At 72.2% G+C, this 25,469-nt stretch carries 24 protein-coding genes and 1 riboswitch; of the genes, 11 read left to right on the top strand and 13 right to left on the bottom strand.

Annotated features, from left to right (window positions below):
• Positions 1-221: 221 nt before the first annotated feature.
• Entirely contained in the window at positions 222-998 is a 777-nt protein-coding gene (locus ABT354_RS09110; RefSeq protein WP_351490985.1) for an enhanced serine sensitivity protein SseB, read from the bottom strand.
• Between the two features lie 171 nt (positions 999-1,169).
• Positions 1,170-1,847: an AAA family ATPase gene (locus tag ABT354_RS09105; RefSeq protein ID WP_351490983.1), complete on the bottom strand. Its 678-nt coding sequence runs from the start codon at positions 1,845-1,847 to the stop codon at positions 1,170-1,172.
• A gap of 323 nt (positions 1,848-2,170) precedes the next feature.
• Positions 2,171-2,265, top strand: a riboswitch (glycine riboswitch).
• 158 nt (positions 2,266-2,423) lie between these two features.
• Here ABT354_RS09105 and gcvT point away from each other — a divergent pair.
• The 7 genes from gcvT (at position 2,424) to ABT354_RS09070 (ending at position 11,245) form a co-directional block, all read left to right on the top strand.
• Positions 2,424-3,539, top strand: coding sequence for a glycine cleavage system aminomethyltransferase GcvT (gene gcvT / locus ABT354_RS09100; protein WP_351490980.1), 1,116 nt, complete (start codon positions 2,424-2,426; stop codon positions 3,537-3,539).
• Positions 3,540-3,674: 135 nt separating this feature from the next.
• Entirely contained in the window at positions 3,675-4,052 is a 378-nt protein-coding gene (gcvH, locus tag ABT354_RS09095) for a glycine cleavage system protein GcvH (protein WP_351490978.1), read from the top strand.
• Between the two features lie 112 nt (positions 4,053-4,164).
• Complete coding sequence (gene glyA, locus ABT354_RS09090; protein ID WP_351490976.1) at positions 4,165-5,424, top strand: serine hydroxymethyltransferase; 1,260 nt, start codon at positions 4,165-4,167, stop codon at positions 5,422-5,424.
• Positions 5,425-5,739: 315 nt separating this feature from the next.
• Positions 5,740-7,107 (top strand): L-serine ammonia-lyase, encoded by a 1,368-nt coding sequence (locus tag ABT354_RS09085; protein WP_351490974.1) that lies wholly within the window; start codon positions 5,740-5,742, stop codon positions 7,105-7,107.
• Between the two features lie 231 nt (positions 7,108-7,338).
• Entirely contained in the window at positions 7,339-8,154 is an 816-nt protein-coding gene (locus ABT354_RS09080) for a DUF8832 domain-containing protein (protein WP_351490972.1), read from the top strand.
• Positions 8,155-8,407: 253 nt separating this feature from the next.
• The gene (locus tag ABT354_RS09075; protein ID WP_351490970.1) at positions 8,408-9,682 is read left to right on the top strand and encodes an MFS transporter; all 1,275 of its coding nucleotides are present in this window, start codon (positions 8,408-8,410) and stop codon (positions 9,680-9,682) included.
• Between the two features lie 114 nt (positions 9,683-9,796).
• Positions 9,797-11,245, top strand: a complete 1,449-nt coding sequence (locus tag ABT354_RS09070) for an MFS transporter (RefSeq protein WP_351490968.1) — start codon at positions 9,797-9,799, stop codon at positions 11,243-11,245.
• Between the two features lie 87 nt (positions 11,246-11,332).
• Here the strand turns inward: ABT354_RS09070 and ABT354_RS09065 are convergent, their stop codons facing one another.
• Positions 11,333-11,623: a hypothetical protein gene (locus ABT354_RS09065; protein WP_351490965.1), complete on the bottom strand. Its 291-nt coding sequence runs from the start codon at positions 11,621-11,623 to the stop codon at positions 11,333-11,335.
• A 184-nt stretch (positions 11,624-11,807) separates the two neighbouring features.
• Between ABT354_RS09065 and ABT354_RS09060 the strand changes: the two genes are divergently transcribed.
• On the top strand, positions 11,808-12,665 hold the full coding sequence (locus ABT354_RS09060; protein ID WP_351490963.1) for a TIR domain-containing protein: 858 nt from the start codon (positions 11,808-11,810) through the stop codon (positions 12,663-12,665).
• A 35-nt stretch (positions 12,666-12,700) separates the two neighbouring features.
• On the opposite strand, the gene ABT354_RS09055 is transcribed toward ABT354_RS09060, so the two are convergent.
• Entirely contained in the window at positions 12,701-13,579 is an 879-nt protein-coding gene (locus ABT354_RS09055; RefSeq protein ID WP_351490960.1) for an NAD(P)-dependent oxidoreductase, read from the bottom strand.
• A gap of 150 nt (positions 13,580-13,729) precedes the next feature.
• Between ABT354_RS09055 and ABT354_RS09050 the strand changes: the two genes are divergently transcribed.
• The gene (locus ABT354_RS09050; protein ID WP_502983372.1) at positions 13,730-14,707 is read left to right on the top strand and encodes a GlxA family transcriptional regulator; all 978 of its coding nucleotides are present in this window, start codon (positions 13,730-13,732) and stop codon (positions 14,705-14,707) included.
• A 261-nt stretch (positions 14,708-14,968) separates the two neighbouring features.
• The gene (locus tag ABT354_RS09045) at positions 14,969-16,240 is read left to right on the top strand and encodes a serine hydrolase domain-containing protein (protein ID WP_351490956.1); all 1,272 of its coding nucleotides are present in this window, start codon (positions 14,969-14,971) and stop codon (positions 16,238-16,240) included.
• A 10-nt stretch (positions 16,241-16,250) separates the two neighbouring features.
• Here ABT354_RS09045 and ABT354_RS09040 read toward each other — a convergent pair whose 3' ends face one another.
• The 7 genes from ABT354_RS09040 to ABT354_RS09010 form a co-directional block, all read right to left on the bottom strand.
• Positions 16,251-16,391 (bottom strand): hypothetical protein, encoded by a 141-nt coding sequence (locus tag ABT354_RS09040; protein WP_351490954.1) that lies wholly within the window; start codon positions 16,389-16,391, stop codon positions 16,251-16,253.
• Between the two features lie 127 nt (positions 16,392-16,518).
• Positions 16,519-17,496 carry a CopD family protein gene (locus ABT354_RS09035; protein ID WP_351490951.1) on the bottom strand — a complete coding sequence of 326 codons (978 nt, stop codon included), beginning with the start codon at positions 17,494-17,496 and terminating at the stop codon, positions 16,519-16,521.
• A 104-nt stretch (positions 17,497-17,600) separates the two neighbouring features.
• A complete protein-coding gene (locus tag ABT354_RS09030) occupies positions 17,601-17,822 on the bottom strand; it encodes an EF-hand domain-containing protein (protein WP_351490948.1) in 222 nt (73 codons plus the stop codon).
• 133 nt (positions 17,823-17,955) lie between these two features.
• Positions 17,956-19,188, bottom strand: coding sequence for a YVTN family beta-propeller repeat protein (locus ABT354_RS09025; RefSeq protein WP_351490946.1), 1,233 nt, complete (start codon positions 19,186-19,188; stop codon positions 17,956-17,958).
• A gap of 1 nt (position 19,189) precedes the next feature.
• The gene (locus tag ABT354_RS09020) at positions 19,190-20,038 is read right to left on the bottom strand and encodes a polysaccharide deacetylase family protein (RefSeq protein ID WP_351490943.1); all 849 of its coding nucleotides are present in this window, start codon (positions 20,036-20,038) and stop codon (positions 19,190-19,192) included.
• Between the two features lie 472 nt (positions 20,039-20,510).
• On the bottom strand, positions 20,511-21,017 hold the full coding sequence (locus ABT354_RS09015) for an ATP-binding protein (protein WP_351490941.1): 507 nt from the start codon (positions 21,015-21,017) through the stop codon (positions 20,511-20,513).
• Between the two features lie 252 nt (positions 21,018-21,269).
• Entirely contained in the window at positions 21,270-22,040 is a 771-nt protein-coding gene (locus tag ABT354_RS09010; RefSeq protein WP_351490939.1) for an enoyl-CoA hydratase/isomerase family protein, read from the bottom strand.
• A 175-nt stretch (positions 22,041-22,215) separates the two neighbouring features.
• On the opposite strand from ABT354_RS09010, the gene ABT354_RS09005 reads away from it, so the two are divergent.
• On the top strand, positions 22,216-22,452 hold the full coding sequence (locus ABT354_RS09005) for a hypothetical protein (RefSeq protein ID WP_351490936.1): 237 nt from the start codon (positions 22,216-22,218) through the stop codon (positions 22,450-22,452).
• A 76-nt stretch (positions 22,453-22,528) separates the two neighbouring features.
• Here the strand turns inward: ABT354_RS09005 and ABT354_RS09000 are convergent, their stop codons facing one another.
• Positions 22,529-23,659: a L,D-transpeptidase gene (locus ABT354_RS09000; RefSeq protein WP_351491163.1), complete on the bottom strand. Its 1,131-nt coding sequence runs from the start codon at positions 23,657-23,659 to the stop codon at positions 22,529-22,531.
• Between the two features lie 377 nt (positions 23,660-24,036).
• Positions 24,037-25,287 (bottom strand): L,D-transpeptidase, encoded by a 1,251-nt coding sequence (locus ABT354_RS08995; protein ID WP_502983364.1) that lies wholly within the window; start codon positions 25,285-25,287, stop codon positions 24,037-24,039.
• Positions 25,288-25,469: the final 182 nt, after the last annotated feature.

Genomic DNA, 25,469 nt, shown 5'->3' with positions numbered 1-25,469 from the left:
TCGTCTCCTGGCTCGGTGTTCGGCACGACCTCCGGCTCGACCTCCGGCTCGGGGGAGGCCAGGCCATGGATCAGCTTAATCGGCCACGGGGGCGCGGGCGGGGGCCTTCGGCGCGTGCCGCGGTCCGGGTCGGCGCCGACGGGTCCGGGACCGATGGTCGGGCGGTCGGGTCCGGGCCGGCGCGCGGTCGGGGCCGGCGCCGGGTCCGCCCCTTCTACCGGTCAGTGGTCGTGCCGGTAGAAGGGGCGGACCCGCTCCACCATCCAGTCGGCGACGGGGTCGCCGACGGCGAGGTCCAGCAGGATGAGATGGACGGGCCAGCCCGCCTGGACCCGGCCGAGTGCCCGGCCGAGCGCGTCGAGGGGGGCGGTCCGCTCGGGGCCCTCCCAGGACGAGAGCTGGACCCCGATGAAGAGGGAGGGCGGGTCGCCCTCCACGGAGGCGAGCGCCCGGCGGGCGGAGAGGACGATCCCGGTCTCCCGGAACTCCTGCGAGGCGGCGGCGAGGAAGTCCAGCGGGTCGTCCTGCCAGTCCGGCTCGAACAGGCGCACCCGGCCGCCCGCGGTCGGCCCGGCGAGGGGGACGGTGCCGTCCGGGCCGCTCCGGCACAGCTCGGCGACGGCGGGCGGGGGCAGCGGCGCGCCGACGACCCCGCCGGGGTTGACCGCGATGCCCAGCTGCGGGGGGAGCCCCCGGGCGAACTCGCGGGCGGGGGCCACGGTGTACGGCATATGGGCGCCCGCGCAGGCGGTGAACTGCTCCTCGGAGCTGAAGACCGGCACATAGGCGGCGCCGTCGATCTCCAGGGTGGGGAGGGAGAGGTCGCGGCTGTCGGGGGAGCCGCCCTCGGGCAGCGGGATCCACAGGGGGCTGCGGCCGAGCACCTCGACGAGCCGGGCCCCGGCGCCGGGGTCACCGAGGGAGGCGGCGAGGACCGCCTCCAGCTCATTGGCGGGCCAGCCCGCGGCCTGCGGCTCCATCTGCTGTGGAACGGTCATGGTGCTGGCTCTCTCCCCCCGGCGCGGCCGGTCGCCCCCGATGTGACCCCCCGAGCCTACCGACCCGGCCGCCGCGCCACGCCGGACAACGCCTTCCGCGCGGTGCGGCGGCGCACCCGGCGACCGCACCCGGGGCCGCACCGGGGCCGGGGCACTCGTAGCCGGGCAGGGTCAGGGGCGCTCGAAGCCGAGGAGGGTCAGCGCCGAGGCCGCGTCCCGGTCGAGCAGGACCGCCGAGGAGCAGCCCCCCGGCAGCCGGCCCGCCTCCGCGTCGGCGATGAGCCGGCCCACTCCGCGCCGGTGCCGGGCGAAGGCGTACCCGGAGACGCCCCGCCCGCGCTCCCGCTGCCCCTCGCGGGCCACCCCGGGCTCCACGTCGAGCAGGACGAGATGGAGGGCGGTGCCCCGGCGCCGGGCCTGGCGCGCCAGCCAGCGGCGGACCCAGGTCTGGGTGCCGCAGTCATGGACGACGACGCTCTCCCCGGCACGCAGGGCGCGCCGCAGCCCGGCGTAGTGGGCGATCCGGACGAAGGGGCGGTAGACGGCGTACGGCAGCCGGGCGGGCGCCCGCCGGTCCCAGCGGTCCCGGGTGTCCTGGGAGTCGACGGACCGGCCGCGCACGGACCGCCGGATCAGGGTGGACTTGCCGCTGCCGGGCAGCCCGGAGACCACCACGAGGTCGCCGGGGGCGAAGACGAGCCGACGCGGGCTGTGTCCCGACCGGTCCCGCAGATCACGCAGGACGGGGGTGGCCGGGCCCGCGGTACGGAACCTGCGGGCGGCGCTCACCACGGCCCGCGCGGCGCGGTTCCCGGCCGTGGTGTACGTACTGGAGTGCTGAAGCGTCATTCCACTCTCCCCCTCGTCGGCTCACCACACACTTGCCCAAGAAGCGTAAAGAAATGGTAATGGGACACAACCGATTTGCCCTGGAAGCGCGTCCGGCGCGTACTCCGTGCCGCTTGCGGGCCCCGGCACCGCGCCGGCGGCCGGCCCCGGCTCCGTACCCGGGACACGGCCCGGGCACCCGCCCCTCCCCCCTGCCCGTATCCGCATCCGCACTCCTGTCCGTATCGCTGTCCGCGCCCCTGTCCGTATCCGTGTCCGGCCGGACACCCCCACAGCGGGCGGATGCGTGCAATGATGTGCCCGCCAACTGCATATCGGCCGTTTGAATCCGCGCGGGAGAGTCCCGGCACTGTGTGCCGGGCGCCGAAGGAGCAAGTTCCTCCCTTGAATCTCTCAGGCCCCGTACCGCGCGCGACGAGGCAGATCTGAAAAGCGAGCCGCCGGGCGGCTCCACCCAAGGTGCAAGTCGCGATCCGCGGTACGGAGTACGTACGTACGGTCGCGACGAACCTCTCAGGTTCCGATGACAGATGGGGAGGGAATGTCCTCGCCCGCCCTGCCCCGGGAGCCTGTTTCATGACCCATGCCCCTCGTCAGACCGCCCTTGACGCCCTGCATCGCTCGCTGGGCGCGACCATGACCGACTTCGCGGGCTGGGACATGCCGCTGCGGTACGGCAGCGAGCGCGACGAGCACCTCGCGGTCCGTACCGGCGCCGGTCTCTTCGATCTCTCCCATATGGGCGAGATCACCGTGACCGGCCCGCAGGCGGCGGCGCTGCTGAACTACGCCCTGGTGGGCAATATCGGCTCCGTCGGGGTCGGCCGGGCCCGCTACACCATGATCTGCCGCGAGGACGGCGGGATCCTGGACGACCTGATCGTCTACCGCCTCGGCGAGACCGAGTACATGGTGGTGGCGAACGCCTCCAACGCCCAGACCGTGCTGGACGCGCTCACCGGGCGGGCCGCCGGCTTCGACGCCGAGGTCCGCGACGACCGTGACGCCTACGCCCTGCTCGCGGTGCAGGGTCCCGCCTCCCCCGGCATCCTGGCCTCCCTCACCGACGCCGATCTGGACGGGCTGAAGTACTACGCCGGTCTGCCGGGCACGGTCGCCGGGGTGCCCGCGCTGATCGCCCGTACCGGCTACACCGGCGAGGACGGCTTCGAGCTGTTCGTGGAGCCCCGGTACGCGGAGGAGCTGTGGCGGGCGCTCACCGAGGCGGGCCGCGAGGCCGGTCTGGTGCCGTGCGGCCTCTCCTGCCGGGACACCCTCCGCCTGGAGGCGGGCATGCCGCTGTACGGGAACGAGCTGACCACCGCGCTGACCCCGTTCGACGCGGGGCTCGGCCGGGTGGTGAAGTTCGAGAAGGAGGGCGACTTCGTCGGCCGCGCGGCGCTGGAGAAGGCCGCCGAGCAGGCGCGGACCGCCCCGCCGAGGGTGCTGGTCGGGCTGATCGCCGAGGGCCGCCGGGTGCCGCGCGCCGGATACGACGTGGTGGCCGGATCCACCGTCATCGGCACGGTCACCTCGGGCGCCCCCTCCCCCACCCTGGGCAAGCCGATCGCCATGGCCTATGTGGACCAGGCGCACGCGGCCCCCGGCACCGAGGGCGTGACCGTCGACATCCGGGGCGCCCAGGAGGCGTACCAGGTCGTGGCGCTCCCCTTCTACAAGCGCCAGAAGTGACCTTTCCGCGGCCGTCGGCCCGTTCCGTCCCCCGGGACGGCGGTCAGGCGTGTCCGCGACAAAAGTGACCAGCGGCACCCCGTACCGTCCCCACCACGTCGTTTCCCACCTCCCGCGTACAGGAGAATTCAGGTCATGAGCAACCCCCAGCAGCTGCGCTACAGCAAGGAGCACGAGTGGCTGTCGGACGCCGAGGACGGCGTCGCGACGGTCGGCATCACCGAGTTCGCGGCCAGCGCGCTCGGCGATGTCGTCTACGCCCAGCTCCCGGCCGTGGGCGACACGGTGACCGCGGGCGAGTCCTGCGGCGAACTGGAGTCCACCAAGTCGGTGAGCGACCTCTACTCCCCCGTATCCGGCGAGGTCGTCGAGGCCAACCAGGACGTGGTGGACGACCCGTCGCTGGTGAACACCGCTCCCTTCGAGGGCGGCTGGCTGTTCAAGGTGCGGGTGAGCGAGACCCCCGGGGACCTGCTCACCGCCGAGGAGTACGCGGCCTTCACCGCGGGCTGATCCGAGGCACCCGGGCGCACCGGCCGCCGGACCCCACCGGGTCGGCGGCCCCGCACCGGTCCGTACCGCCCCGCCCACGACCGATCACGACCGATCACGACAGGGACCCGAGATGTCGCTTCTCAACACCCCTCTCCATGAGCTGGACCCCGATGTCGCCGCCGCCGTCGACGCCGAGCTCCACCGTCAGCAGTCCACCCTGGAAATGATCGCCTCGGAGAACTTCGCTCCGGTGGCGGTCATGGAGGCCCAGGGTTCGGTCCTCACCAACAAGTACGCCGAGGGCTACCCCGGCCGCCGCTACTACGGCGGCTGCGAGCATGTCGACGTGGTCGAGCAGATCGCGATCGACCGCATCAAGGAGCTGTTCGGCGCCGAGCACGCCAATGTCCAGCCCCACTCGGGTGCCCAGGCCAACGCGGCGGCGATGTTCGCCCTGCTCAAGCCCGGCGACACGATCATGGGTCTGAACCTCGCCCACGGCGGCCATCTGACCCATGGCATGAAGATCAACTTCTCCGGCAAGCTCTACAACGTGGTCGCCTACCACGTGGACGACGCCACCGGCCAGGTCGACATGGCCGAGGTGGAGCGGCTGGCCAAGGAGAGCAAGCCCAAGCTGATCGTGGCGGGCTGGTCGGCCTACCCCCGTCAGCTGGACTTCGCCGCCTTCCGCCGGATCGCGGACGAGGTCGGCGCCTATCTGATGGTCGACATGGCCCACTTCGCGGGCCTGGTCGCCGCCGGGCTGCACCCCAACCCGGTGCCGCACGCCCATGTGGTGACCACCACCACCCACAAGACGCTGGGCGGCCCGCGCGGTGGTGTGATCCTCTCGGTGCAGGAGCTGGCCAAGAAGATCAACTCCGCGGTCTTCCCCGGTCAGCAGGGTGGCCCGCTGGAGCATGTGATCGCCGCCAAGGCGGTCTCCTTCAAGGTCGCCGCCTCCGAGGAGTTCAAGGAGCGCCAGCAGCGCACCCTGGACGGCGCCCGGATCCTCGCCGAGCGCCTGATCCAGGACGATGTGCGTGAGCACGGGGTCTCCGTCCTCTCCGGCGGCACCGACGTCCATCTCGTCCTGGTCGACCTGCGCGACTCCGAGCTGGACGGACAGCAGGCCGAGGACCGTCTCCACGAGGTCGGCATCACGGTCAACCGCAACGCGATCCCGAACGACCCCCGGCCCCCGATGGTCACCTCGGGTCTGCGCATCGGCACGCCGGCGCTGGCCACCCGGGGCTTCCAGGAGGACGACTTCCGTGAGGTCGCCGACATCATCGCCGAGACGCTGAAGCCGTCCTGGGACGTGGCGGCGCTCCGCGAGCGGGTCACCGCGCTCGCGGCGAAGCACCCGCTGTACCCGGGGCTGTAAAGCGGCTCTGCAGGGCTGACGCGTACGTTTGTACGAGGCCAGGGGGCATCGCGCACACTGGAAGGCGCAGTGGGCGCGATGCCCCGCCGCTTGTCACGCCCCTACAACCCCTCTAGCCCCCCTCGCCCCCGATTCCCCGGCCCTCCTGATTCACCGGCCCTCCTGATCCCTGATCCCCCGGAGCGCGCCGCCCGTGCCCCAGGACACCGGGGGACACACCCTTCGCACCACTCGCACGCCCGCCCCGCACACCCGGCGTCCCGCACCGCCGGACACCTGGCAGACAACGGCGTCTACCAAGCCCTAGGAGTTCCCGTGGCCATCTCGGTCTTCGACCTCTTCTCGATCGGCATCGGCCCCTCCAGCTCCCATACGGTCGGCCCGATGCGCGCCGCCCGGATGTTCGCCCGGCGGCTGAAGAACGAGGGGCTGCTCGCGCACACCACCTCGGTCCGGGCCGAGCTGTACGGCTCCCTGGGCGCGACCGGCCACGGTCACGGCACCCCCAAGGCGGTGCTCCTCGGCCTCGCGGGGGACTCCCCGCGCACGGTCGATGTCGAGACCGCCGACGCCCAGGTCGAGAAGATCAAGGAGTCCGGCCGGATCGATCTCCTCGGGATGCACGAGATCGCCTTCGACTTCGACGCCGACCTGGTGCTGCACCGCCGCAAGGCCCTCCCGTACCACGCCAACGGCATGACGATCAGCGCCCGGGACACGGATGGCGCCCTGCTCCTGGAGAAGACCTACTACTCCGTCGGCGGCGGCTTCGTCGTGGACGAGGACGCGGTCGGCGAGGACCGGATCAAGCTGGACGACACCGTCCTGAAGTATCCTTTCCGCACCGGGGACGAGCTGCTGCGGCTCACCCGGGAGACCGGGTTGTCGATCTCCGCCCTGATGCTGGAGAACGAGCGCTCCTGGCGCTCCGAGCAGGAGATCCGCGAGGGCCTGCTGGAGATCTGGCGGGTGATGCAGTCCTGTGTCAGCCGGGGCCTCTCCCGCGAGGGCATCCTCCCCGGCGGCCTCCGGGTCCGCCGCCGCGCCGCCACCTCCGCCCGCCAGCTGCGCGCCGAGGGCGACCCGCTGCCCCGCTCCATGGAGTGGATCACCCTCTACGCCATGGCCGTGAACGAGGAGAACGCCGCGGGCGGCCGGGTGGTCACCGCCCCCACCAACGGCGCGGCCGGCATCATCCCGGCGGTCCTCCACTACTACATGAACTTCATCCCCGGCGCGGACGACGAGGGCGTGGTCCGCTTCCTGCTGGCGGCGGGCGCGATCGGGATGCTCTTCAAGGAGAACGCCTCCATCTCCGGCGCCGAGGTCGGCTGCCAGGGCGAGGTCGGCTCCGCCTGCTCCATGGCCGCCGGCGCCCTCGCCGAGGTCCTGGGCGGCTCCCCCGAGCAGGTCGAGAACGCCGCCGAGATCGGCATGGAACACAACCTCGGCCTCACCTGCGACCCGGTCGGCGGCCTCGTCCAGATCCCCTGCATCGAACGCAACGGCATGGCCGCGGTCAAGGCCGTCACCGCCGCCCGCATGGCCATGCGCGGCGACGGCAACCACCTGGTCTCCCTCGACAAGGTCATCAAGACCATGAAGGAGACGGGCGCGGACATGTCGGTGAAGTACAAGGAGACGGCGCGGGGCGGGCTCGCGGTGAACATCATCGAGTGCTGACCCCTCACCCTCCCGGGCGGCCCTGACCAGCGCTTCTTTATCCACCGGCGCGGTCGGGGCCTTTCCTGTCCGTACGGCGGAACGTCCCGGCCCTCATGCACTCCGGCCCCGCGAGTCCCGGGAGAACTCTGGCGTCGGAATACCCCCGGGGGGTATGTTGTTCTGGCGGGTGTCCGACGGGCACCCGCCGGAGACGCAGCACTCGGCACGCAGCAGACAGGTGGAGAAGCGATGAAGAAGACCTCCGGCCACGACATGACCGACCACAGCGGCCACGGCGGGGCACGTCCCGGCGGGCTGGCGGTCTCCGAGGGCGGGTACACCCTGGAGTTCGACTCGACGATCCTTTCCGCCGGGGTGCGGACGGTCACCTTCCGGGTGACCGGTCCCGATGGGCGGCCGGTGACCGGGTTCACGCCCGAGCACGGGAAGGAGCTGCACCTCATCGCCGTCCGGCGCGACACGACCGGGTTCCAGCATGTGCACCCGGTGATGGACGAGAAGGGCACCTGGAGTGTCGAGGTGACCCTCACACCGGGGGACTGGAGGTTCTTCGCCGACATCCACCCGGCAGGGCACGACGGAACCTTGACGCTGGGGATCGACGCCTCGGTCGCCGGAGCGTACGACCCGCAGCCGATTTCCGAGGACACCCGCACCGCCCATGTCGACGGGTACACCGTCACCCTCGACGGTGACCTCGCGCCCGGCGAGATGGGCGAGTTGACGCTCACCGTCAGCCGGGAGGGGAAGCCCGTCACCGACCTGGAGCCCTACCTGGAGGCATACGGGCATCTGGTGGCGCTGCGCGTCGGCGACCTGGGCTACCTCCATGTCCACCCGGAGGGCGAGCCCGGTGACGGCACCACCGAGCCGGGGCCCGGGATCACCTTCCTGGCCGCCGCGCCATCGGGCGGCACCTACCGCCTCTACCTGGACTTCCAGCACGACGGCACGGTCCGGACCGCCGAGTTCACGGTACGGGCGACCCAGGCCGCGTCCGATCACACGGGCCACCACCACGGCCACCACGGCCACCACCACTGACCGCCCCGAAAGCCAGGGGCGCTCGACCCGTCGAGCGCCCCGCCGACCCCGACCCCGCCCGCCCTGAAAGGACCGTCATGCCCCGTCCGACACCCACCGTCCCGGTCCAGCAGGGCTGCGGGCCCTGTCCCTGTCCGCCGGCCTCATCCCTGAGGGCGGCACCGCCGCACAGCGACACCCGGGCCTCCCTCCGCGAGGCCCGGACTCCCGCCCGAGGGCGGGCCCCGCCGCACGGACATGGAAGGAACCCGCCATGAGTCTGTTCGCCAACCGCGACTACCGCCTCCTGTTCAGCGCCCAGATCATCGCCCTGTTCGGTACCGGACTGACCACCGTGGCCCTCGGGCTGCTCGCCTACGACCTCGCCGGCCCGCGCGCCGGCACCGTCCTCGGCACCGCGCTGACCATCAAGATGGTCATGTACGTCGTCATCGCGCCCCTCACCGCCGCGTACGTCGACCGCTTCCCCAGAAGAACCTTCCTGGTCCTCCTCGACGTGGTGCGCGCCGCCGTGGTCCTGGCACTGCCGCTGGTCACCGAGGTCTGGCACATCTACCTCCTGATCGGCCTGCTCCAAGCCGCGTCCGCCGCGTTCACCCCGACGTTCCAGGCCGTCATTCCCGACATCGTCACCGACGGGTCCGACTACACGCGTGCCCTTTCCGCCTCCCAGGTCGCCTCCACCATGGAGAGCCTGCTCAGCCCCGTACTGGCCGCGGTCGCCCTGGCGTTCATCAGCTTCGACCGGCTGTTCCTGGGCACCTCCGCCGGATTCCTCCTCTCCGGCCTGCTCGTCCTGGCGGCCCGCGTCCCCGACGCCCGCCCCAGTGCGCACACCCGGGCCTGGGACAAGGTGGCGGCGGGGATCAGGACCTTCCTCAGGACACCGCGGCTGCGTGGCGTCCTGGCGCTCAACCTCGTGGTCGCGGCGGCGGGATCGATCGTCGTCGTCAACACCGTCAACCATGTCCGTGACGGGCTCGGCGGCTCGCAGTCGGAGGTGGCGTGGATGCTCGCCGCCTCCGGTGGCGGAACCCTGCTGGCCGCCCTCGCGCTGCCCCGCGTACTCGACCGGATCGCCGCCCGCACCGTCATGGTGACCGGTGCCGGGGTCCTCGTCGGCGGTACGGTCGCCGCCGCGGCCCTCGTCGCCACCGGCCTGACCACCTGGACCGGTACGGCGATCGTCTGGACCACGATCGGTGTCGGCATGGCGCTGGTCATCACACCGACCGGCAAGGTCCTGCGCGCCTCCGTCGAGCCGAACGCCATCCCCGAGACCTTCGCGGCCCAGTTCTCCCTGTCGCACCTGGCCTGGCTGATCACCTACCCCATCGCGGGATGGATCGGTACGGACGCCGGCCTCACCCTCGCCTGGACCGTCCTCGCGGCCCTCGCCGGGGCGGGCGCCATCGGCGCTCTCCTCCTCTGGCCGCGCCACGACGGACGGCGAGCCATGACCGCGCCCCCGGCGCCCGGCCCGACCGTACCCCGCACGGACAGGTCCGCTTTGTCCAAAGCCGCGTAGACCGCGCCGATTTGAACCGCACTCCCGACATCGGGACCGGGCAGCACGGAATACCGGAGGGGGGTATATTGCTGACCCGAGGGAAGATACCCCCCTCCGGTATAGGAGATAGCCATGTCCACCCCAGCCACCCCGCCAAATCCGCGCCGCTGGACGGCGCTTGTCCTCATAGCCCTGGCCCAGTTCACGGTCATCATGGACACGTCCATCATCGGCGTGGCTCTCCCCAAGATGCAGGTCGACCTGGGCTTCTCCCCGGAGGGGCTGTCCTGGGTCTTCAACGCCTATGTCATCGCCTTCGGCGGACTGCTCCTCCTCGGCGGGCGGCTGTCCGATCTGTTCGGCGCCAAGAGGATCTTCACCGCCGGCTGGGCCGTGATGGCCGGGGGATCCCTGGTCGCCGGCCTCGCCTCCGAGGTCTGGGTCGAACTGACCGGCCGTGCCCTCCAGGGCGTCGGAGCCGCGCTGATCGCCCCGTCCGCCCTGACCCTGCTGATGATGCTCTTCGGCGCCCGCCCCAAGGAACTGACCAAGGCGCTGGCCCTGTACGGCGCGGCGGCCCCGGCGGGCGGCACCGCCGGAGTCTTCCTCGGCGGTGTCATCACCGAGTACGCCAGCTGGCCCTGGGTGTTCTACATCAACATCCCGATCGCGCTGGTCGTGCTGGCCCTCACCCCGGGCGTCATGCCCTCGGCCCCGGTCCGCCGCGGCTCCGTCGACCTCGCGGGAGCGGCCACCGTCACACTGGGACTGGCCGTCGCCGTCTACGCCATCGTCCGTGCTCCCGAGACCGGTTGGGGCTCGGCCGAGACCTGGCTCGTGCTGCTGGCCGGTGCGGCCCTGATCGCCGCGTTCGTCGTCATCCAGTCCAAGCGCCGCGAGCCGCTGATGCGGCTGGGCATCTGGCGGGCACCCAATCTGGCCGGGGCGAACATCGCCCAGCTGCTGATGGCCGCCGCGTGGATCCCGATGTGGTTCTTCCTCAACCTCTACCTCCAGCAGGTCCTGGGGCTGGGCGCCTTCGCCTCCGGCGCGGCCCTGCTGCCCATGACGGTCGCCATCATGATCATGATGATCGTCCTGGCACCCCGTCTGATGGCCCGCTTCGGGACCAAGCCGCTGATCGTCACCGGTCTGCTGGCCCTCGCCGCAGGCATGCTGTGGCTGTCCTTCGCCCGGCCGGACGGCACCTTCTGGGTCGACGTCCTGCCCGCCTCCCTGCTGGCCGCGGCCGGTATGTCGCTGGCGTTCATCCCCTCCCTCGGCACCGCGCTGTCCAGCGCCCGCCCCGAGGAGGGCGGCCTGGCCTCCGGCATCGTCAACACCAGCTACCAGGTGGGATCCGCCCTCGGACTGGCCGCGATGACGGCCGTCTCCGCGGCCTACGGGGCGACCGAACTCGGCAACCCCGACGCCCTCACCGACGGCTTCTCCGCCGCCTTCCTCGGCGCGGCGGCCCTCGCCGCCGTCGGCGCCCTCGCGTCACTCCTCACCCTGCGCACCACCCCCGCACCGGATGCCCCGCGCGACGGGGAGCAGCCCGCCAAGGCGAACGCGGCCTGAGCCGCCCGTACCGCAGATGCCGCCTGTGCCGCCCGGCAGGGACTTTTCCCCTGCCGGGCGGCACAGCGGTTCCACGGGCGGGCGCAGTCACTCCGGAGGCGCGTACCCGAATCGCTCGTTCATGACCTCACGCCAGTCGCGATCGTCCACACCGCTGCCCCACAGCGTGTCCCGGTAGTCCCAGCGCACCTCCTCGAAGATCAGCTTCATGGAGTGGCCCTGAAGGCGGTTCAGCACGATGGCCGACACCATCCGGTTGGGGTCCTCCCGGTGAAACACCGCCTCGTCCAGATCGGCGAAACGAGCACGCATCTCCTCACGGTCCGCCGCGTCGACCACCCGGTCGATCAGACCGGACGCCCAGTCGGAGAGAAGCATCCGCACCACCGTTCCCCTCTGCCGTACGGGAGGGCTCCCGCGCCGGCCGCCGTCATCGCCGAAGACGGTACATCCGACACACGCATTCTGCTCAACTCCCCTGTGATAGACGGCATATGGGTGGGGTCGCACGGGCCTGGCGAAGCGCCACCCGCCGGGCAGAGGGGCACCTAGGGTGGGCGGTATGGAGCAGCCGACCGTACCCGGGCATGTCTTTCTCTCGTATGTCCGGGAGGACACCGAACTCGCCCTGAAGGTCGCGCACGAGCTGCGGCGGGGTGGGGTGCGGGTGTGGCTGGACCGGGACGGGATACGGCCCGGGGCGCGGTGGCGGTCGGTGATCCGGGGGGCGATCGGGGAAGGGGCCTTCTTCCTGGCGTGTTTCTCCGCCGAGTACGCCGGGCGCTCGCGCACCTATATGAACGAGGAACTGACGCTGGCCGTCGAGGAGTTGCGGCGGCGGCCCACGGACATCTCGTGGTTCATCCCCGTCCGGCTCACCCCCTGCCGGATACCCGACCGGGAGATCGGTGGCGGGCAGACCCTCAAGGATCTCCAGTCCGTCGATCTCTTCGCGGACTGGGAGGGCGGCCTCCGGGCCCTGCTCGATGTCATGGCCCCGGCCCGGACACCCCACCCGGTGAGCGGGAACCTCACCCTGCTGGAGCGCGGGACCCCCGTGGAGCGGCGGGTGGCCCGGGTCGTGGAGGGCTGGGTCTCGACCGGGCGCGGCGGGAACTGGCTGGTGAACGGGAAGGCGTTCTTCCTGTTCTACTGCTGGTTCCTGGCGAGAAACCGGGCGGGCGGTGCCGGTGGCGCCGGGGCGCCCACCCCGGAGACCGTAGACTACGCCGCCGCCTGTCTCGCGGCCATCGGCGGCGAGCGCGGCTGGCAGCTCACCCTCGCCGAGCGGCTGACCTGCCCCGGCTGCCGGGACACCTACCGGGCGGAGAACATCGGCATCTGTGTCGGCTGCGTCGCCTATCTCTGCCCGTTCTGCGCGCACGACCACCGCGGCCCGGAGTGCGAGGTGGTCGGCTGACCCCACCGCGCGGCGGCCGACCCCGCCCCACGGGATCAGGCGGCGGGCGCGCGCAGCGCCTCGATGACGCTCGCATAGCTGTCGGAGCCATGGCCGAGGCCCTTGACCCGCTCCATGGTGGCCTTGAGCAGCTCGGGCAGAGCGGTGTCCACGCCCCGGGCCGCCGCCGCGTGCAGCAGATGGTCGATGGTGGCGATCTGGACATCGACCGTGGCGTCGTCACCCGGGTACTTCCCGGCGTCCACCTGGGGGGCGTACGTGGTCATGAAGCCCGAGACCGCGGTCAGCCAGCGCAGCGCGAGCGGGGTGAACTCCGTCGCGGTGGCGCCCTCGGCGCCGACCAGGGCGGTGCCGTGCAGCCAGCCGGTCAGCGTTGACCACATCAGACCGAGCAGGGCCGCGTCGTAGAGGGAGGCCAGACCGGGGTCGGTGCCCAGGTGGAGGGGGTCGCCCAGCCGGGCCAGGGCCGGGCGGTGGCGGGCGAAGACCTCCTCGGGGCCGCTGTAGAGGAACATCCGCGTGGGGTCGCCGACCCCGGGGGGCGTGGTCATGACCGCCCCGTCGAGATAGTCGGCGCCGTGCCCCTTCGCCCAGGCCAGCGCCTCACGCGCCTGCTCCGGCGAGCCGGAGGTGAGATTGACCAGCGCGCGGCCCGCCAGGGAGCCGGCGACGGGGTCGAGGATCGTGTGCAGCGCATCGTGGTCCAGGACGCAGGCGATGACCAGGTCGCTCGCCGCGATGGCCTCCGCCGGGGTGGCCGCGAGCCGGGCGCCCCGTTCGACCAGGGGCCGGGCCTTCTCCGGCGAGCGGTTCCATACGGTGGTGGGGTGGCCGTGCTCCAGCAGCACGGCGGCCAGCGCCGAGCCCATCGAGCCCAGTCCGATGACGGTGACGGCCTGCGGGGCAGCGTTCATGGCACAACTCCTCGGGTGTGTACGCCGGTCGGCGCTCGTTCACGTACGGATACGCTCGCAGCGCCCGGCGTCCCGGGACAGTGACCGGGATGACGGCCATCACCAGATTCCTGCCATACCCTTCGGGGCATGAGCGCTGGTTCCGTCGCCGTGGTCGTCCCGGGGGAGATCGACCTCCCCTCCTGGGACCTCTATGAGATAAGCATCCCCTGCACCGTCTTCGGGAAGCCGCAGTCCGATCTCGCCGACCCCTGGTACGAGCTGCGGCTCTGCGCCTTCGGGGAGCAGTCGTCCGGTGACCCCGGCGCCGGTACCGGGGCCGGTCTCGCACTCCGTACCGGACATGGGCTCGACGGTCTCATCGGCGCGGACACGGTGATCGTGCCCTCGGTGCCCGACCCCTGTGTGGAGGAAGGCGCGCCGCTGCCGCCGGAGCTGATCGGTGCCCTGCGCGAGGCCCATGCCGCCGGGGCCCGGATGGTCTCCCTGTGTACGGGCGCCTTCGCGCTCGCCGAGGCGGGGCTGCTCGACGGCCGCCGGGCCACCGCCCACTGGATGCACACCGCCCAACTGGCCGCCCGCTACCCGAAGGTGACGGTGGACGACTCGGTGCTGTACGTGGACGACGGCGATGTGCTCACCAGTGCGGGGCTGACCGCCGGGCTCGATCTCTGCCTCCATCTGGTCCGCCGCGACCTCGGCGCGCATGTCGCCAATCAGCTGGCCCGCCGGATGGTGGTGCCCGCCCATCGCCACGGCGGTCAGGCGCAGTTCGTGGATCTGTCGATGCCGGTCACCGACGACGCGGGGCTGGGTCCCGTACTGGACTGGGCCCGCGCCCATCTGGACCGTCCGCTGACCGTCGCCGAGCTGGCGCGGCGGGCGGCGATGAGTCCACGCACCTTCTACCGGCGGCTCCAGCGGGCCACCGGGACCACTCCGCTCCAGTGGCTGCTGAACCAGCGGCTGGGGCGGGCGCAGGCCCTGCTGGAGTCGACGGATCTGCCGGTGGAGAAGGTGGGTGAGCTGAGCGGTCTCGGCACCGCGAACAACCTCCGCCATCACTTCGTCAAGCAGATCGGGGTATCGCCCAGGGAGTACCGGCGGGCCTTCTCCCGTACGGCCTGACCCGCCCCGGGCCGGGAGCCAGGGACCCGTACCGCCCGCCCCGCCCCGGCCGCAGGACCCCGTACCGCCCGACCCGACCCGGGCCCACGGCCCCGTACCGCCCGACCCGCCCCGACCCGGGCCCACGGCCCCGTACCGCCCGACCAGCGCAAAGGCATCGGCCGCCGTGCGGGGTCACCCGAACGGGCCTAGCCTGGTCCAGGGATCTCGTCCGGGAAGGCCACGAAGGTCAGGAAGTCCGGGGACGACGGGAGGACTGCCATGAGCGGCTCACGGATCTGCTGGCGCCGGGCCTGTGCCGGGCTGGCGATGGCGGGCATGCTGGTCGGACCGACGGTGGGCACCGCGTACGGCGACCCCTCCCCCGCCCCCACGACCGCATCCGCCTCCGCGTCGCCCGGTGACACCGGCTTCGCCACCCTGGACGCCGCCACCTCCGCCCGGCTGGACCGGGCGCTCCGGGAGGTCATGACCGAGACCTCGGTGCCCGGCGCGATCGTCGGGGTGTGGGCGCCGGGCAAGGGCAGCTATGTCCGTACCTTCGGCACCGCCGACAAGGCGACGGGCGCCCCCATGACCACCGATCTGCTGATGCGGATCGGCAGCGAGACCAAGACCTTCACGGTGACCGCCCTGCTGGAACTGGTCGACCAGGGCAAGATCGGTCTGGACGACACCATCGGCCGCTATGTGGACGATGTCCCCAACGGCGACGAGATCACCCTGCGGCAGCTCGCCGGAATGCGCAGCGGGCTCTTCAACTACTCGGAGGACGAGGACTTCTTCAAGGCGCTGACCTCCGACCCGGAGCGGCCGTTCACCCCCGACGAGCTGCTGAACTACTCCTTCCGCCATCCGGTGCAGTTCGCGCCCGGGGCGGACTTCGAGTACAGCAACACCAATCTCATCCTGCTCGGCCTGGTGGTGGAGGAGGTGAGCGGGATGCCGCTGGACCGGTACATCGAGGAGAACGTCCTGGATCCGGCGGGGCTGGACCGTACCCTCTTCCCGACCGGGGCGGAGTTCCCCCGGCCGCACGCCCAGGGGTACACCGACCAGACCGCGAGCGGGAAGGTCGAGAACGCCACCGACTGGAACCCCTCCTGGGGCTGGGCGGCCGGGGCGATGATCTCCGATCTGGAGGATCTGCGGGAGTGGGCGCGGGTGGTGGCGACCGGCACCCTGCTGACCCCCGAGACCCAGGCGGAGCGGCTGCGGACGGAGCCGACCGGTGTCGCGGGTGCCGGGTACGGGCTGGGGATCTTCACCCTCCACGGCTGGGTCGGGCACAACGGCTCACTGCCCGGCTATGAGTCGCTGACGGTCTATCTGCCCGAGGAGCGGGCCACCCTGGTGGTGCTGCTCAATACCGATATCGCCCATGACGGGGAGGAGCCCAGCACCCTCTTCGGCGAGGCGATCACCAGGATCGTCTCCCCGGACCATGTCTACTATCTGCCGCCGGGCGCCGGGACGAGCCCCGCCCCCAGCGGCAGCGGCAGCGGCAGTGACAGGGGCAGCGGCAGCGGCTGACCGGCGGGGGTCAGGCCCCGCCCTCGTCGATGTCGTCCCCCTCCGCCTGCGAGGGGGTCGTCCGGGTCACATCCGGGTGCCGCTCCTCGACCGGCTCGTCGGACTCGCCCTCGGCCTGCGACGGGGTGGGGTACTCGCCGTTCTCGCTCATGACCGGTCCTTGTGTTCGGTACCCATCGGGGTACGCATGAGGGTACGCATCGGGTTACGCATCGAGGTATGTATCGGCATAAATCGGTACGGTACGGGGGGCCACGGTAGCGCGGCTCCCCCGCCGCTCAGCGGATGCCGAGCCGGGTACTCACCCAGTGCGGGTCCGGAACCACCGTCAGCACCGCCGAGACCACCGTCACCACCACCAGCAGCCCCAGCTCCACCCGGGCCGGGAGCTGGGCGTCGAGCCGGCCGCGCCGCATCCGGTGGCGGGCGGTCAGGGCCAGTGCGCAGACCCCCGCGACCAGCGCCGTCTTGGCCAGCATCAGCCGCCCGTACGCGGAGTCGAACACCACGTCCAGGGGGAGCTTGCGCAGGGTGGAGGCGGTGCCGGTGACCGCGAGCACCGCCAGCGGCCAGATCGCGGTACGGGCGTACCGGCGCAGTGCCTCCAGCGCGGTGGACCGTTCGGCGCGGCGCAGCCACATCACCCGCAGGGTGTAGAGCAGCCCTCCGGTCCAGAGCGCGGCGGCGGGGAGATGGAGGAAGGTGAGCGCGGCGCCGATCAGCGGGGTGTACTGCTCCGGATGGGCCCGCAGCGACTCCGCGCCCACCACCAGCAGCAGGGGCAATGGGGCGAGCAGGGGGCGGCGCAGGGCGAGACAGGCGGCGGAGGCGAGGAAACCATTCGCCATGAGCAGCAACAGCCGTCCGTCGCGGGTGCCGTAGGCGGTGGCGAGGTCGATGTCGCTGACGGAGGCATGGACCAGGATCTGCCCGGCGGCTGCGGCGGCCCCGGCCAGCGCCGCGTACAGCGACAGGTCACGGGGGCGGGGTCCGGGGCCCGCGGTGCGCCGCCCGGCCAGTTCACCGAGGTGGACGGCGAGGGCGAGGACGACGACGGTCCGCAGCACCGTGGTGGTGCCCGCGGCGGGGACCGCCAGCTCGCCCGTCCCCCGGGCGGCGAGACGGCCCGTCAGCAGGGCGAGGGCCAGGGCCCCGAGAACTCCCGCGCAGAGCAGCAGAGCGGCGCGCCGCGCGGCCTTGCGGGCGGCCCGCCGGCGGGCAGCCCGGCCGGGGGCCAGGGCTCCGGGGCTGGTCACGGCATGATCGTCACCTGAGGTCGCATACATGGCAACTCGGACGGCCCGTCCGCGCCCCGGCCCCGCCGGGGTGCTCCCCGGCCGTGGACCGGGGCGCGCCCGGATCAGCCCTGGTTCTTGTCGATCGCGTCCCAGAACTCGTCGAAGGTGAGCCGGCCGTCACCGTTGGCGTCCTTGGTCCGGATGATGGCCTCGGCCACCGTCTCGGTCACGTTGAAGTCGCCGAGCTGCGCCATCACGCTCTTGTACTCGCTGGCCGTTATCTCGCCGTCGCCGTCGAGGTCGTACCGGTCGAACGCCTTGCGCGCCTCGTCCTTGGACACCACTTCTGGGCCCCTCCCTGGTGCGGAACCGTGCCGGAACGCACGGTCGGAGGGTCAGATTATCCGTTCGCGCCACCCCGGCGGGCGCCGGGCCGTACGAGCGGTGCTCCGGTGCGGCGGGGGGTCAGGCGGGGCGTCAGCGGAAGACGCCCGTATGCCCCAGCGAGTAGCGGCCCGGCTGCGGATAGACGGCGAGGCCGTGGGGGCCGGAGCCGACCGGGATACGGGCCAGCTGCTTCCCGGTGCGGGTGTCGATGGCGTACACCTCCTCGTCGTACCGCCCGGAGAGCCACAGCACCTTGCCGTCGGCGGAGACCCCGCCCATGTCCGGGCTGCCGCCGTCGGGCAGCCACCACTTCTTGGTGAGTCTGTTCCGGGTGAAGTCGAAGACGGAGACCGACCCCTCGCCCCGGTTGGGGATGTACATCTCGCGGGAGTCCCGGCTGATGTAGAGGCCATGGGCGCCCTCGCCGGTCGGCAGCAGCTTCGGGGTGGTGAAGCGCTCGCCGTCGAGGACCCAGACGCCATGGGCCATCATGTCGGCGACATAGAAGGTCTTCCCGTCCGGGGAGATCTTCACATCCTGCGGCATGGCGCCCTCGAAGGGCAGTTTCTGCTGGCCGACGACCTCCATGCGCTCGGTGTCGACCTTCAGCAGCTCCCCGGAGAACTCGCAGGAGACGACGAAGTAGCGCCCGTCGGCGGAGAAGTCGGCGTGGTTGACCCCGAAGCAGGTGACGGGGACGGTCTTCACCCGGTCCATGGTGCGGGGGTTCCGGAAGACGAGTTCGCGGTCGAGCGAGGCCATGACGACCGCGTACTTGCCGTTGGGGGTGAAGTAGAGGTTGTACGGGTCGTGCACCTCGACGGAGCGGCCCGCCTTGCCGGTGGCGGGGTCGATCGGGGTGAGGGTGTGCCCCCGGTTGTTGTTGACCCACAGCGTCTTCAGATCCCAGGAGGGCACCACATGCTGCGGCTGGACGCCCACCGAGATGGTGTCGACGATCTCGTAGGTCTTGGGGTCGATGACGGTGACCGTGTTGGAGTTGGTGTTGGGGACATAGACCCGGGAGGGGAACTTCCGTACCACCGGGGAGAGCATGCCCGGCCGGTCGGCGGCGTAGATGTCCTTCGGGTCGAGGACCGGTGGCATCCCGGGCAGTCCGGGCGGCGGCGGGGGCGGAGCGGTCGCGGGGGTTCTGGCGGCGGCGGTACGGCCCGCGCGCCCCGGGTCGGAGTTCTCCGTTCCGCCGTCCGTGCCGCAGCCCGTGAGCAGGGCGATCAGCGTTCCGGCGGTCAGTGCCCCGGCGCGCCGGAGCGCCCGGTGGCGGGCGGGCCCCGGGAGGGTGGGAAGGGGTGCGGTAGGCATATCAGCTCAGCAGCTCCGTGGTGGTCACCGCGCGCAGTCCGCGCCGGTGGAGGTCGTCGAGCAGGGCGGGCAGCGCGGCGACCGTGTCCGCGTAGCCGAAGTGGAGGCTCACCACCGATCCGCGCCGGATCTGCCCGGTGACGGTGCGGGTCACGGCCGTGGCCCCGGGCGAGGTGAAGTCGAGGGAGTCGAGGTCGTACGCGAGGGTGTGCGGATAGCCGGCCCGCTGGGCGAGCCGGATCAGCGCGGGGGTGGCGAGGCGGGTGCGGGAGGGCCGGAACCAGGTGCCGATGGAGCCGGTGAGCCGGCGCAGCCGCTGGGCGCAGGCGGTGATCTCGGCGGCGGCCTCCGCCTCGGGCAGTTCGGTGATGGTCCGGTGGTGCTGGGTGTGATTGCCGAGGTCATGGCCGCCGTCGAGGATGCGGCGGGCGAGGGCCGGATGGTCGTCCAGCCACTCGCCCACCGCGAGCACGGTGATCCGGGCTCCGGCCCGTTCGGCCTCGGCGAGCACCGCGCGGGCGGTGGCGGGGTCGCCGCCGCCGTGGAAGGTGAGGGCCACCCGGTCGCGGTCGCGGGGGCCGTGGACGATCTGGGCCGGGTGTCCGGGGAAGCGGCGGGCGGCGGGGGCGGCCGGGGCCGCACCCCGGCCGGGAGTGCCGGGGGTGCCGGGAGTGCCGGATGGGACGGACGGGGCGGACGGCTGACGGGCGCCGGGGGTCCGCTCCGGTGCGGTACGGGCACGGGGGGTCCGCTCCGGTGCCGGGGCGGGCCCGGTACAGCCGAGGGCGAGGGCGGCGAGCGCGGCTCCCGCCCCGGTCCGCAGGGTCCGGCGGCGGTCGATCGGGGTCACGGGCACCGACCCTAGGAGCAAAGAGCACAAAAAATGATGATTGCCCTGTATGCCGGGGCGTACGGGTCGCCGCGAGCTGAAGCGTACAGATCAAGGAAACATCAGCCGAAAGCGAACTCTGGGCGAGAAATGTGAGGCAGGTGGGCCATATCACCTGAGATTCACTATCGATCTAACGCTTTTGCCCACTTTTGACCGAATCGAGAATTTTGGCCATCGGCCCCCCGTCTGCCATAGTCGGGGACACGACCCCCTTTGACCCGGGCCAGGTCGTTCTGAGCGACACCGGAGACACCCCCCTTGCTCCGGGTCGCATGTGAGAAGCCCCCGCGGCGCCGACACCCTCGGCCGCACGGGGGCTTCCGCGCGTCCGGGCCCCTGACCTCAGGACCTCCCCGGCCTCCGGGGCGCCGGGGCGCCGGGGCGCCGGGGCGCCGGGGCGCCGGGGCGCCGGGGCGCCGGGGCGCCGGGGTCAGACGCGCATCTCGAACCAGGTGGTCTTGCCGCGCGGCAGCAGATCCACCCCCCAGCGGTCGGAGAGCTTGTCCACCAGGAAGAGGCCCCGGCCGCTGACATCCATCGGCTGGACCGGCAGCAGACAGGGCAGCCCCCGCGAGGGGTCACGGACCTCCACCCGGATCCACCCCCGGCGGCGCAGCATCCGCAGCCCGAAGACCCGGGCACCGGTGTGCCGGACGGCATTGCCCACCAGCTCGGAGACGAGCAGCACCGCGTACTCGGAGGTCTGCGCGGAGAGCGCCCAGTGGCGCAGCGCCACCCCATGGGTGAGCCGGCGGGCGGTGAAGGCGGATTCCGGCCGGGACGGGAGGCGGACCTCCTCGTCGGCGGGGTTGCCGTACAGCTCCAGGGCCTTGAGCGCCTGCTCCTCCTCCAGGGCGGCCAACCGCCGGATGGCGACCGCGCCGCCGCGCTGCCGCGGTTGTTCCACACCTTCAAGGCCCGCCATGCCCCCCATCATGGCCGCAGTACGCACCGCGCGTGGTCGTTCCCGCGCATTGGCGGCGGACGGCCACCCCCGGACGGGGGTGACGGGGAGGACGGGGCGGGCGCGCCATGCGTACTCCTGTGCCCATCCTGAGCTGGGCTGACTCCCTGTCAATAGGAATCGCACACCCATGCGGCCTCCGGATTCCTTAAGGTTTCCTTAAGGCGGAGATAAGTCTCACGGCGGGTTGACCCGGTGGAACCGACCGCATCAACCCGCCATGTTTCACAGGAACTTGGCCTTTCCAGGACCCTCTTCGACAAAGCTGCGCATTCCACGCTCGCGGTCCTCGGTGGCGAAGAGCCCCGAGAACCAGTTCCGCTCAATGGTCAGACCGGTGTCGATATCGGTCTCCAGACCCGCGTCCACCGACTCCTTGGCGGCGCGCAGCGCCAGCGCCGGGCCCTTGGCCAGCCGGGCCGCCCAGGCGTGGGCGTGCTCGTACACCTCGTCGGTGGGCACCACCCGGTCCACCAGGCCCAGGGCCAGCGCCTCCTCGGCGCCGACCTGCCGGCCGGTGAAGATGAGGTCCTTGGCCCGGGACGGACCGATCAGCCGGGCCAGCCGCTGGGTGCCGCCGGCCCCCGGGATCAGCCCCAGCAGGATCTCCGGCTGGCCGAGGCGCGCGGTGTCCCCCGCGATCCGGTGGTCGGCGCAGAGCGCCAGCTCGCATCCGCCGCCGAGGGCATAGCCGGTGATGGCGGCGACCACGGGCTTGGGGATCCGGGCGATGGCCGTGAACGCCTCCTGGAGACCGCGCGAGCGCGCCACCATGGCCGCGTGGTCCATGTCCCGCATCTCCTTGATGTCCGCGCCCGCCGCGAACACCTTCTCCCCGCCGTAGAGGATCACGGCCCGGACGTCGTCCCGCCGGCCGGCCTCGACGGCCAGCTCATGGAGGCGGTCCTGCATCGCGGTGTCGAGCGCGTTCATCGGGGGGCGGTCCAGCCGGAGGGTGGCGACACCGTCCGAGACCTCGAAGTTCACAGTCGTCATGGAGGGAGGTTAACCATGGCTAACGGACGGCGGACGGGAGTTGTGGCGTACGGCACCGGCCGGATCCGGCACCCCGGGGTGTCGGATCCGCCGCGCGGGGGTGCCGACACCCGGGTGACACATCGGAGTGAACGCGTAGGTCGCGGCGGGCACCCGCCGCTACGCTGCGGGCGAGATGACCGATTTCGCCGACGAGGCCCGTTCCCGTACCGCCCATCTGCTGCGGATGGCGGCCACCGACGACCCCCGGGTCCGGGACCGGATCATCGCCTACGCCGCCGGGACGCCCGATCCGCCGCCGATGGGCGGCCAGGGGATCCAGACCAGCGGCTGTCCCCGGTGCGCGGGGACCATGTGGCTCCAGCGCGAGGTGTGGGTCTGCTCGGGGTGCGGCCATGTCCGGGAGCGCTGACGGCGCGCGCCCCGGGCGGGCCGGGTGCGGGGCGCGCCGGCGGGGGCACGGGCACGGCGGGGGCACCCCGGGCGGGTCACCTCTTCCACTCCTCCCAGGGCATGTTCCAGCCGTTGAGACCGTTGTCCGGGGCGATGGTGCGGTCCCGTGAGTTCTTCACCACGACCACATCGCCGAGGAGCGAGTTGTCGAAGAGCCACGCGGCCGGCGCGGCGGCGTCCCGGCCGCCGCGGACATCGCGCAGCCCGACACACCCATGGCTGACATTGGCGGTGCCGAAGGTCCGGGCCGGCGCCCAGTAGTTGCCGTGGACGAAGGTGCCCGAGGCGGAGAGCCGCATCGCGTGCGGGACGTCCTTGATGTCGTACTCCCCGCCGAAGCCGACGGTGGCCCCGTTCATCCGGGTCACCTCGTGCTTCTCGCTGATCACCATGGTGCCGTTGTACGTGGTGGTGGCGGGCGCGCCCGCGGTGACCGGCAGCGAGCGCAGGGGGCGGCCGTCCCGGACGACCGTCATCCGCCGGATCGCGGCGTCCACGGTGGAGATCTGGGACCGGCCGACGGTGAACGAGACGGTCTTCGCCTGGGTGCCGTAGACCCCCGGCCGCCCCTGGACCCCGTCGAGGCCGAGTCGGACGGTGACCCGGGTGCCCGGGGCCCAGAAGCGCTCGGGGCGGAAGTCGAGCCGGTCGTCGCCGAACCAGTGGCCCACGATCTCCACCGGCGGGTCCGAGGTCACCGTGATCGCGCGCTCGACCGCCTCGGGCTCGGTGATGCCCCGGGTGAAGACCAGGGAGACGGGCATGCCGACGCCGACCGTGGCCCCGTCCTCCGGGGTGTGGTGGCCGATAAAGGTGTTCCGGGGGACGAGGGTGGTGAACCGGCTGGTCTTGGCCGAGATCCGGCCCTGGTCGTCCTCGGCGAGGGCATGCACCCGGTAGCGGGTGGCGGCGGCGAGATGGGTCAGCGGGCGCCAGGAGCGGCCGTCCCCGGCGATCCGGCCGTCGACCGTACCGCCCCTGCCGTCCTCGACGGTGACGGCGGTCAGCCGCCCGTCGGCGGCGGTGATCCGCAGGGCGTCGCTGGTGGGCACCCCGGTCGCGCCGTCGCCGGGGGCGACGGTGACGACGGCTCGGGAGGCGAGGGCCCGGAGGCCGCCGCTCGGCTCCCCGTCCACGCCGCCCGCTCCGGACCCGCAGGCGGTCATCAGCAGCGCCAGCACCACCAGGGCGCCGGCCGCCCGGGGGAGCCGGCAGCCGCCCGGCCCGCCCCCGTCGTCCCGGGTGCCCCCTTCGCCCTGGCCGCCCCCGTCGTCCCGGGGAGCCGGATGGTCTCCCCGGTCTCCCCGTACCCAGGCCCTCACGTCGTCCCTCCCCCCGCGCGGGCCCGGTCACGCCCGCGTCACTCCAGGGAAGCACAGGGGGGTCGGGGTTCCTTCTCGCACGTGTCACCGTTCGGTAGCGGACGACCGAAAACCGATCGGGGACGCACTCCGGCGCACCTCCCGGGGCGGACGGACGGACGAGGGACGGACGGGCGGGCGGACGGGTGGGCGAGGGGGACGGGCAGGCGGGCGGTACGGCGTCAGCGGAGGGCGGACCCGCCCTTCCAGCGGCTCCAGGAGAGGTTCCAGCCACTGAGCCCGTTGTCGGGCTCCACCACCCGGTCCGTGGAGTTGACCACCTCGACCACATCCCCGATCAGGCTCCGGTCGAAGAACCACCCCGCCGGCGCGTCCCCGCTGCCGCCCTTCTCGTCCCGCAGTCCGATACAGCCATGGCTGACGTTCTCCCGGCCGAAGGTCTCCACCGGGGCCCAGTAGTTGCCGTGCAGAAAGGTTCCGGACTCGGTCAGCCGGATGGCGTGCGGCACATCCTTGATGTCGTACTCGCCCCGCCCGTCGGGTGTGGTGAATCCGACGGTCCGGCCGTCCATCCGGGTCATGTCCTGCATATCGCTGATGACCATGCGTCCGTTGTACGTGGTCGACTTGGGCGCGCCCGCGGTGATGGGCACCGTCGCCAGCAGGGCGCCGTCCCGCCGTACCTCCATGGTCTTGGCGGCGGCGTCGACCACGGAGCTCTGGGACCGGCCGACGGTGAAGGAGACCGTCTTGTGCTGGATGCCGTAGGCGCCGGGGGCCGCCTCCACATCCCGCAGCCTGATCCGCACGGTGACCCGGGTGCCGGGCACCCAGTAGCGCTCGGGGCGGAAGTCGAGCCGGTCGTCGCCGAACCAGTGGCCCGCGATCTCCACCGGTGGGTCCGAGGTCACCGTGACACCGCGCTCCACGGCCGCCCGATCGGTGATCTTCCGATTGAAGTCAAAAGAAACGATCATGCCGGTGCCGACCACCGCGCGGTTCTCCGGCTTGAAGTAGCCGATGAAGCGCTGGGCGGGGACCTCGGTGGTGAAGGTGGTCCGGCGGGCCGAGCGACGGCCGTGCCCGTCGAGGGCGACCACATCGACGCTGTACTTGGCGGCCAGGGCCAGCCGGGTGCCGGGCCGGGGCTGCCAGCGCAGCCCGTCCTCGGAGATCCGCCCGGGGACCACGGCGGGCGCCTCGCTCTCGATCCGGGTCACCCGCACCCGCTCCAGCCGCCCGCTGGGGAGCCGTACCTCCAGCGGTCCCTCGGGGGGTACGGCCTTCGCGCCATGGTCGGGAAGGACACGGATGGACTCCTCCGGCGAGCGGTGCTTGCCGCCGAGGTCGAGACCGGAGGAGCGGCAGCCGCCGACCGCCGCGAGGACGCCCAGAACGGCCAGGACGGCGGTCACCCTGCGTCCCGTACGTCCCGTACGCCCTGTGCGCACCACCCGGCCCGTTCGTCCCATCCGGTCCGGCCGGTCTGTCCACCCCGCCTGCCCCGACTGCCCCGCCTGCCCCGGCCCTGTTCCGGTCACACGCCTCAGTGCTTGTCTCACGTCTCTCCAACGACCGGACGCCCGGCGGGAAACGTGGGAAACCACCCATGGTGGGCGCAAGCGGAAGATCCTTCCCAAGAGCCTCCCCCAGG

The organism is Streptomyces sp. NPDC000594 (assembly GCF_040299965.1).
GTDB lineage: Bacteria > Actinomycetota > Actinomycetes > Streptomycetales > Streptomycetaceae > Streptomyces.
This window is presented reverse-complemented; position numbering and strand designations above follow the sequence as displayed.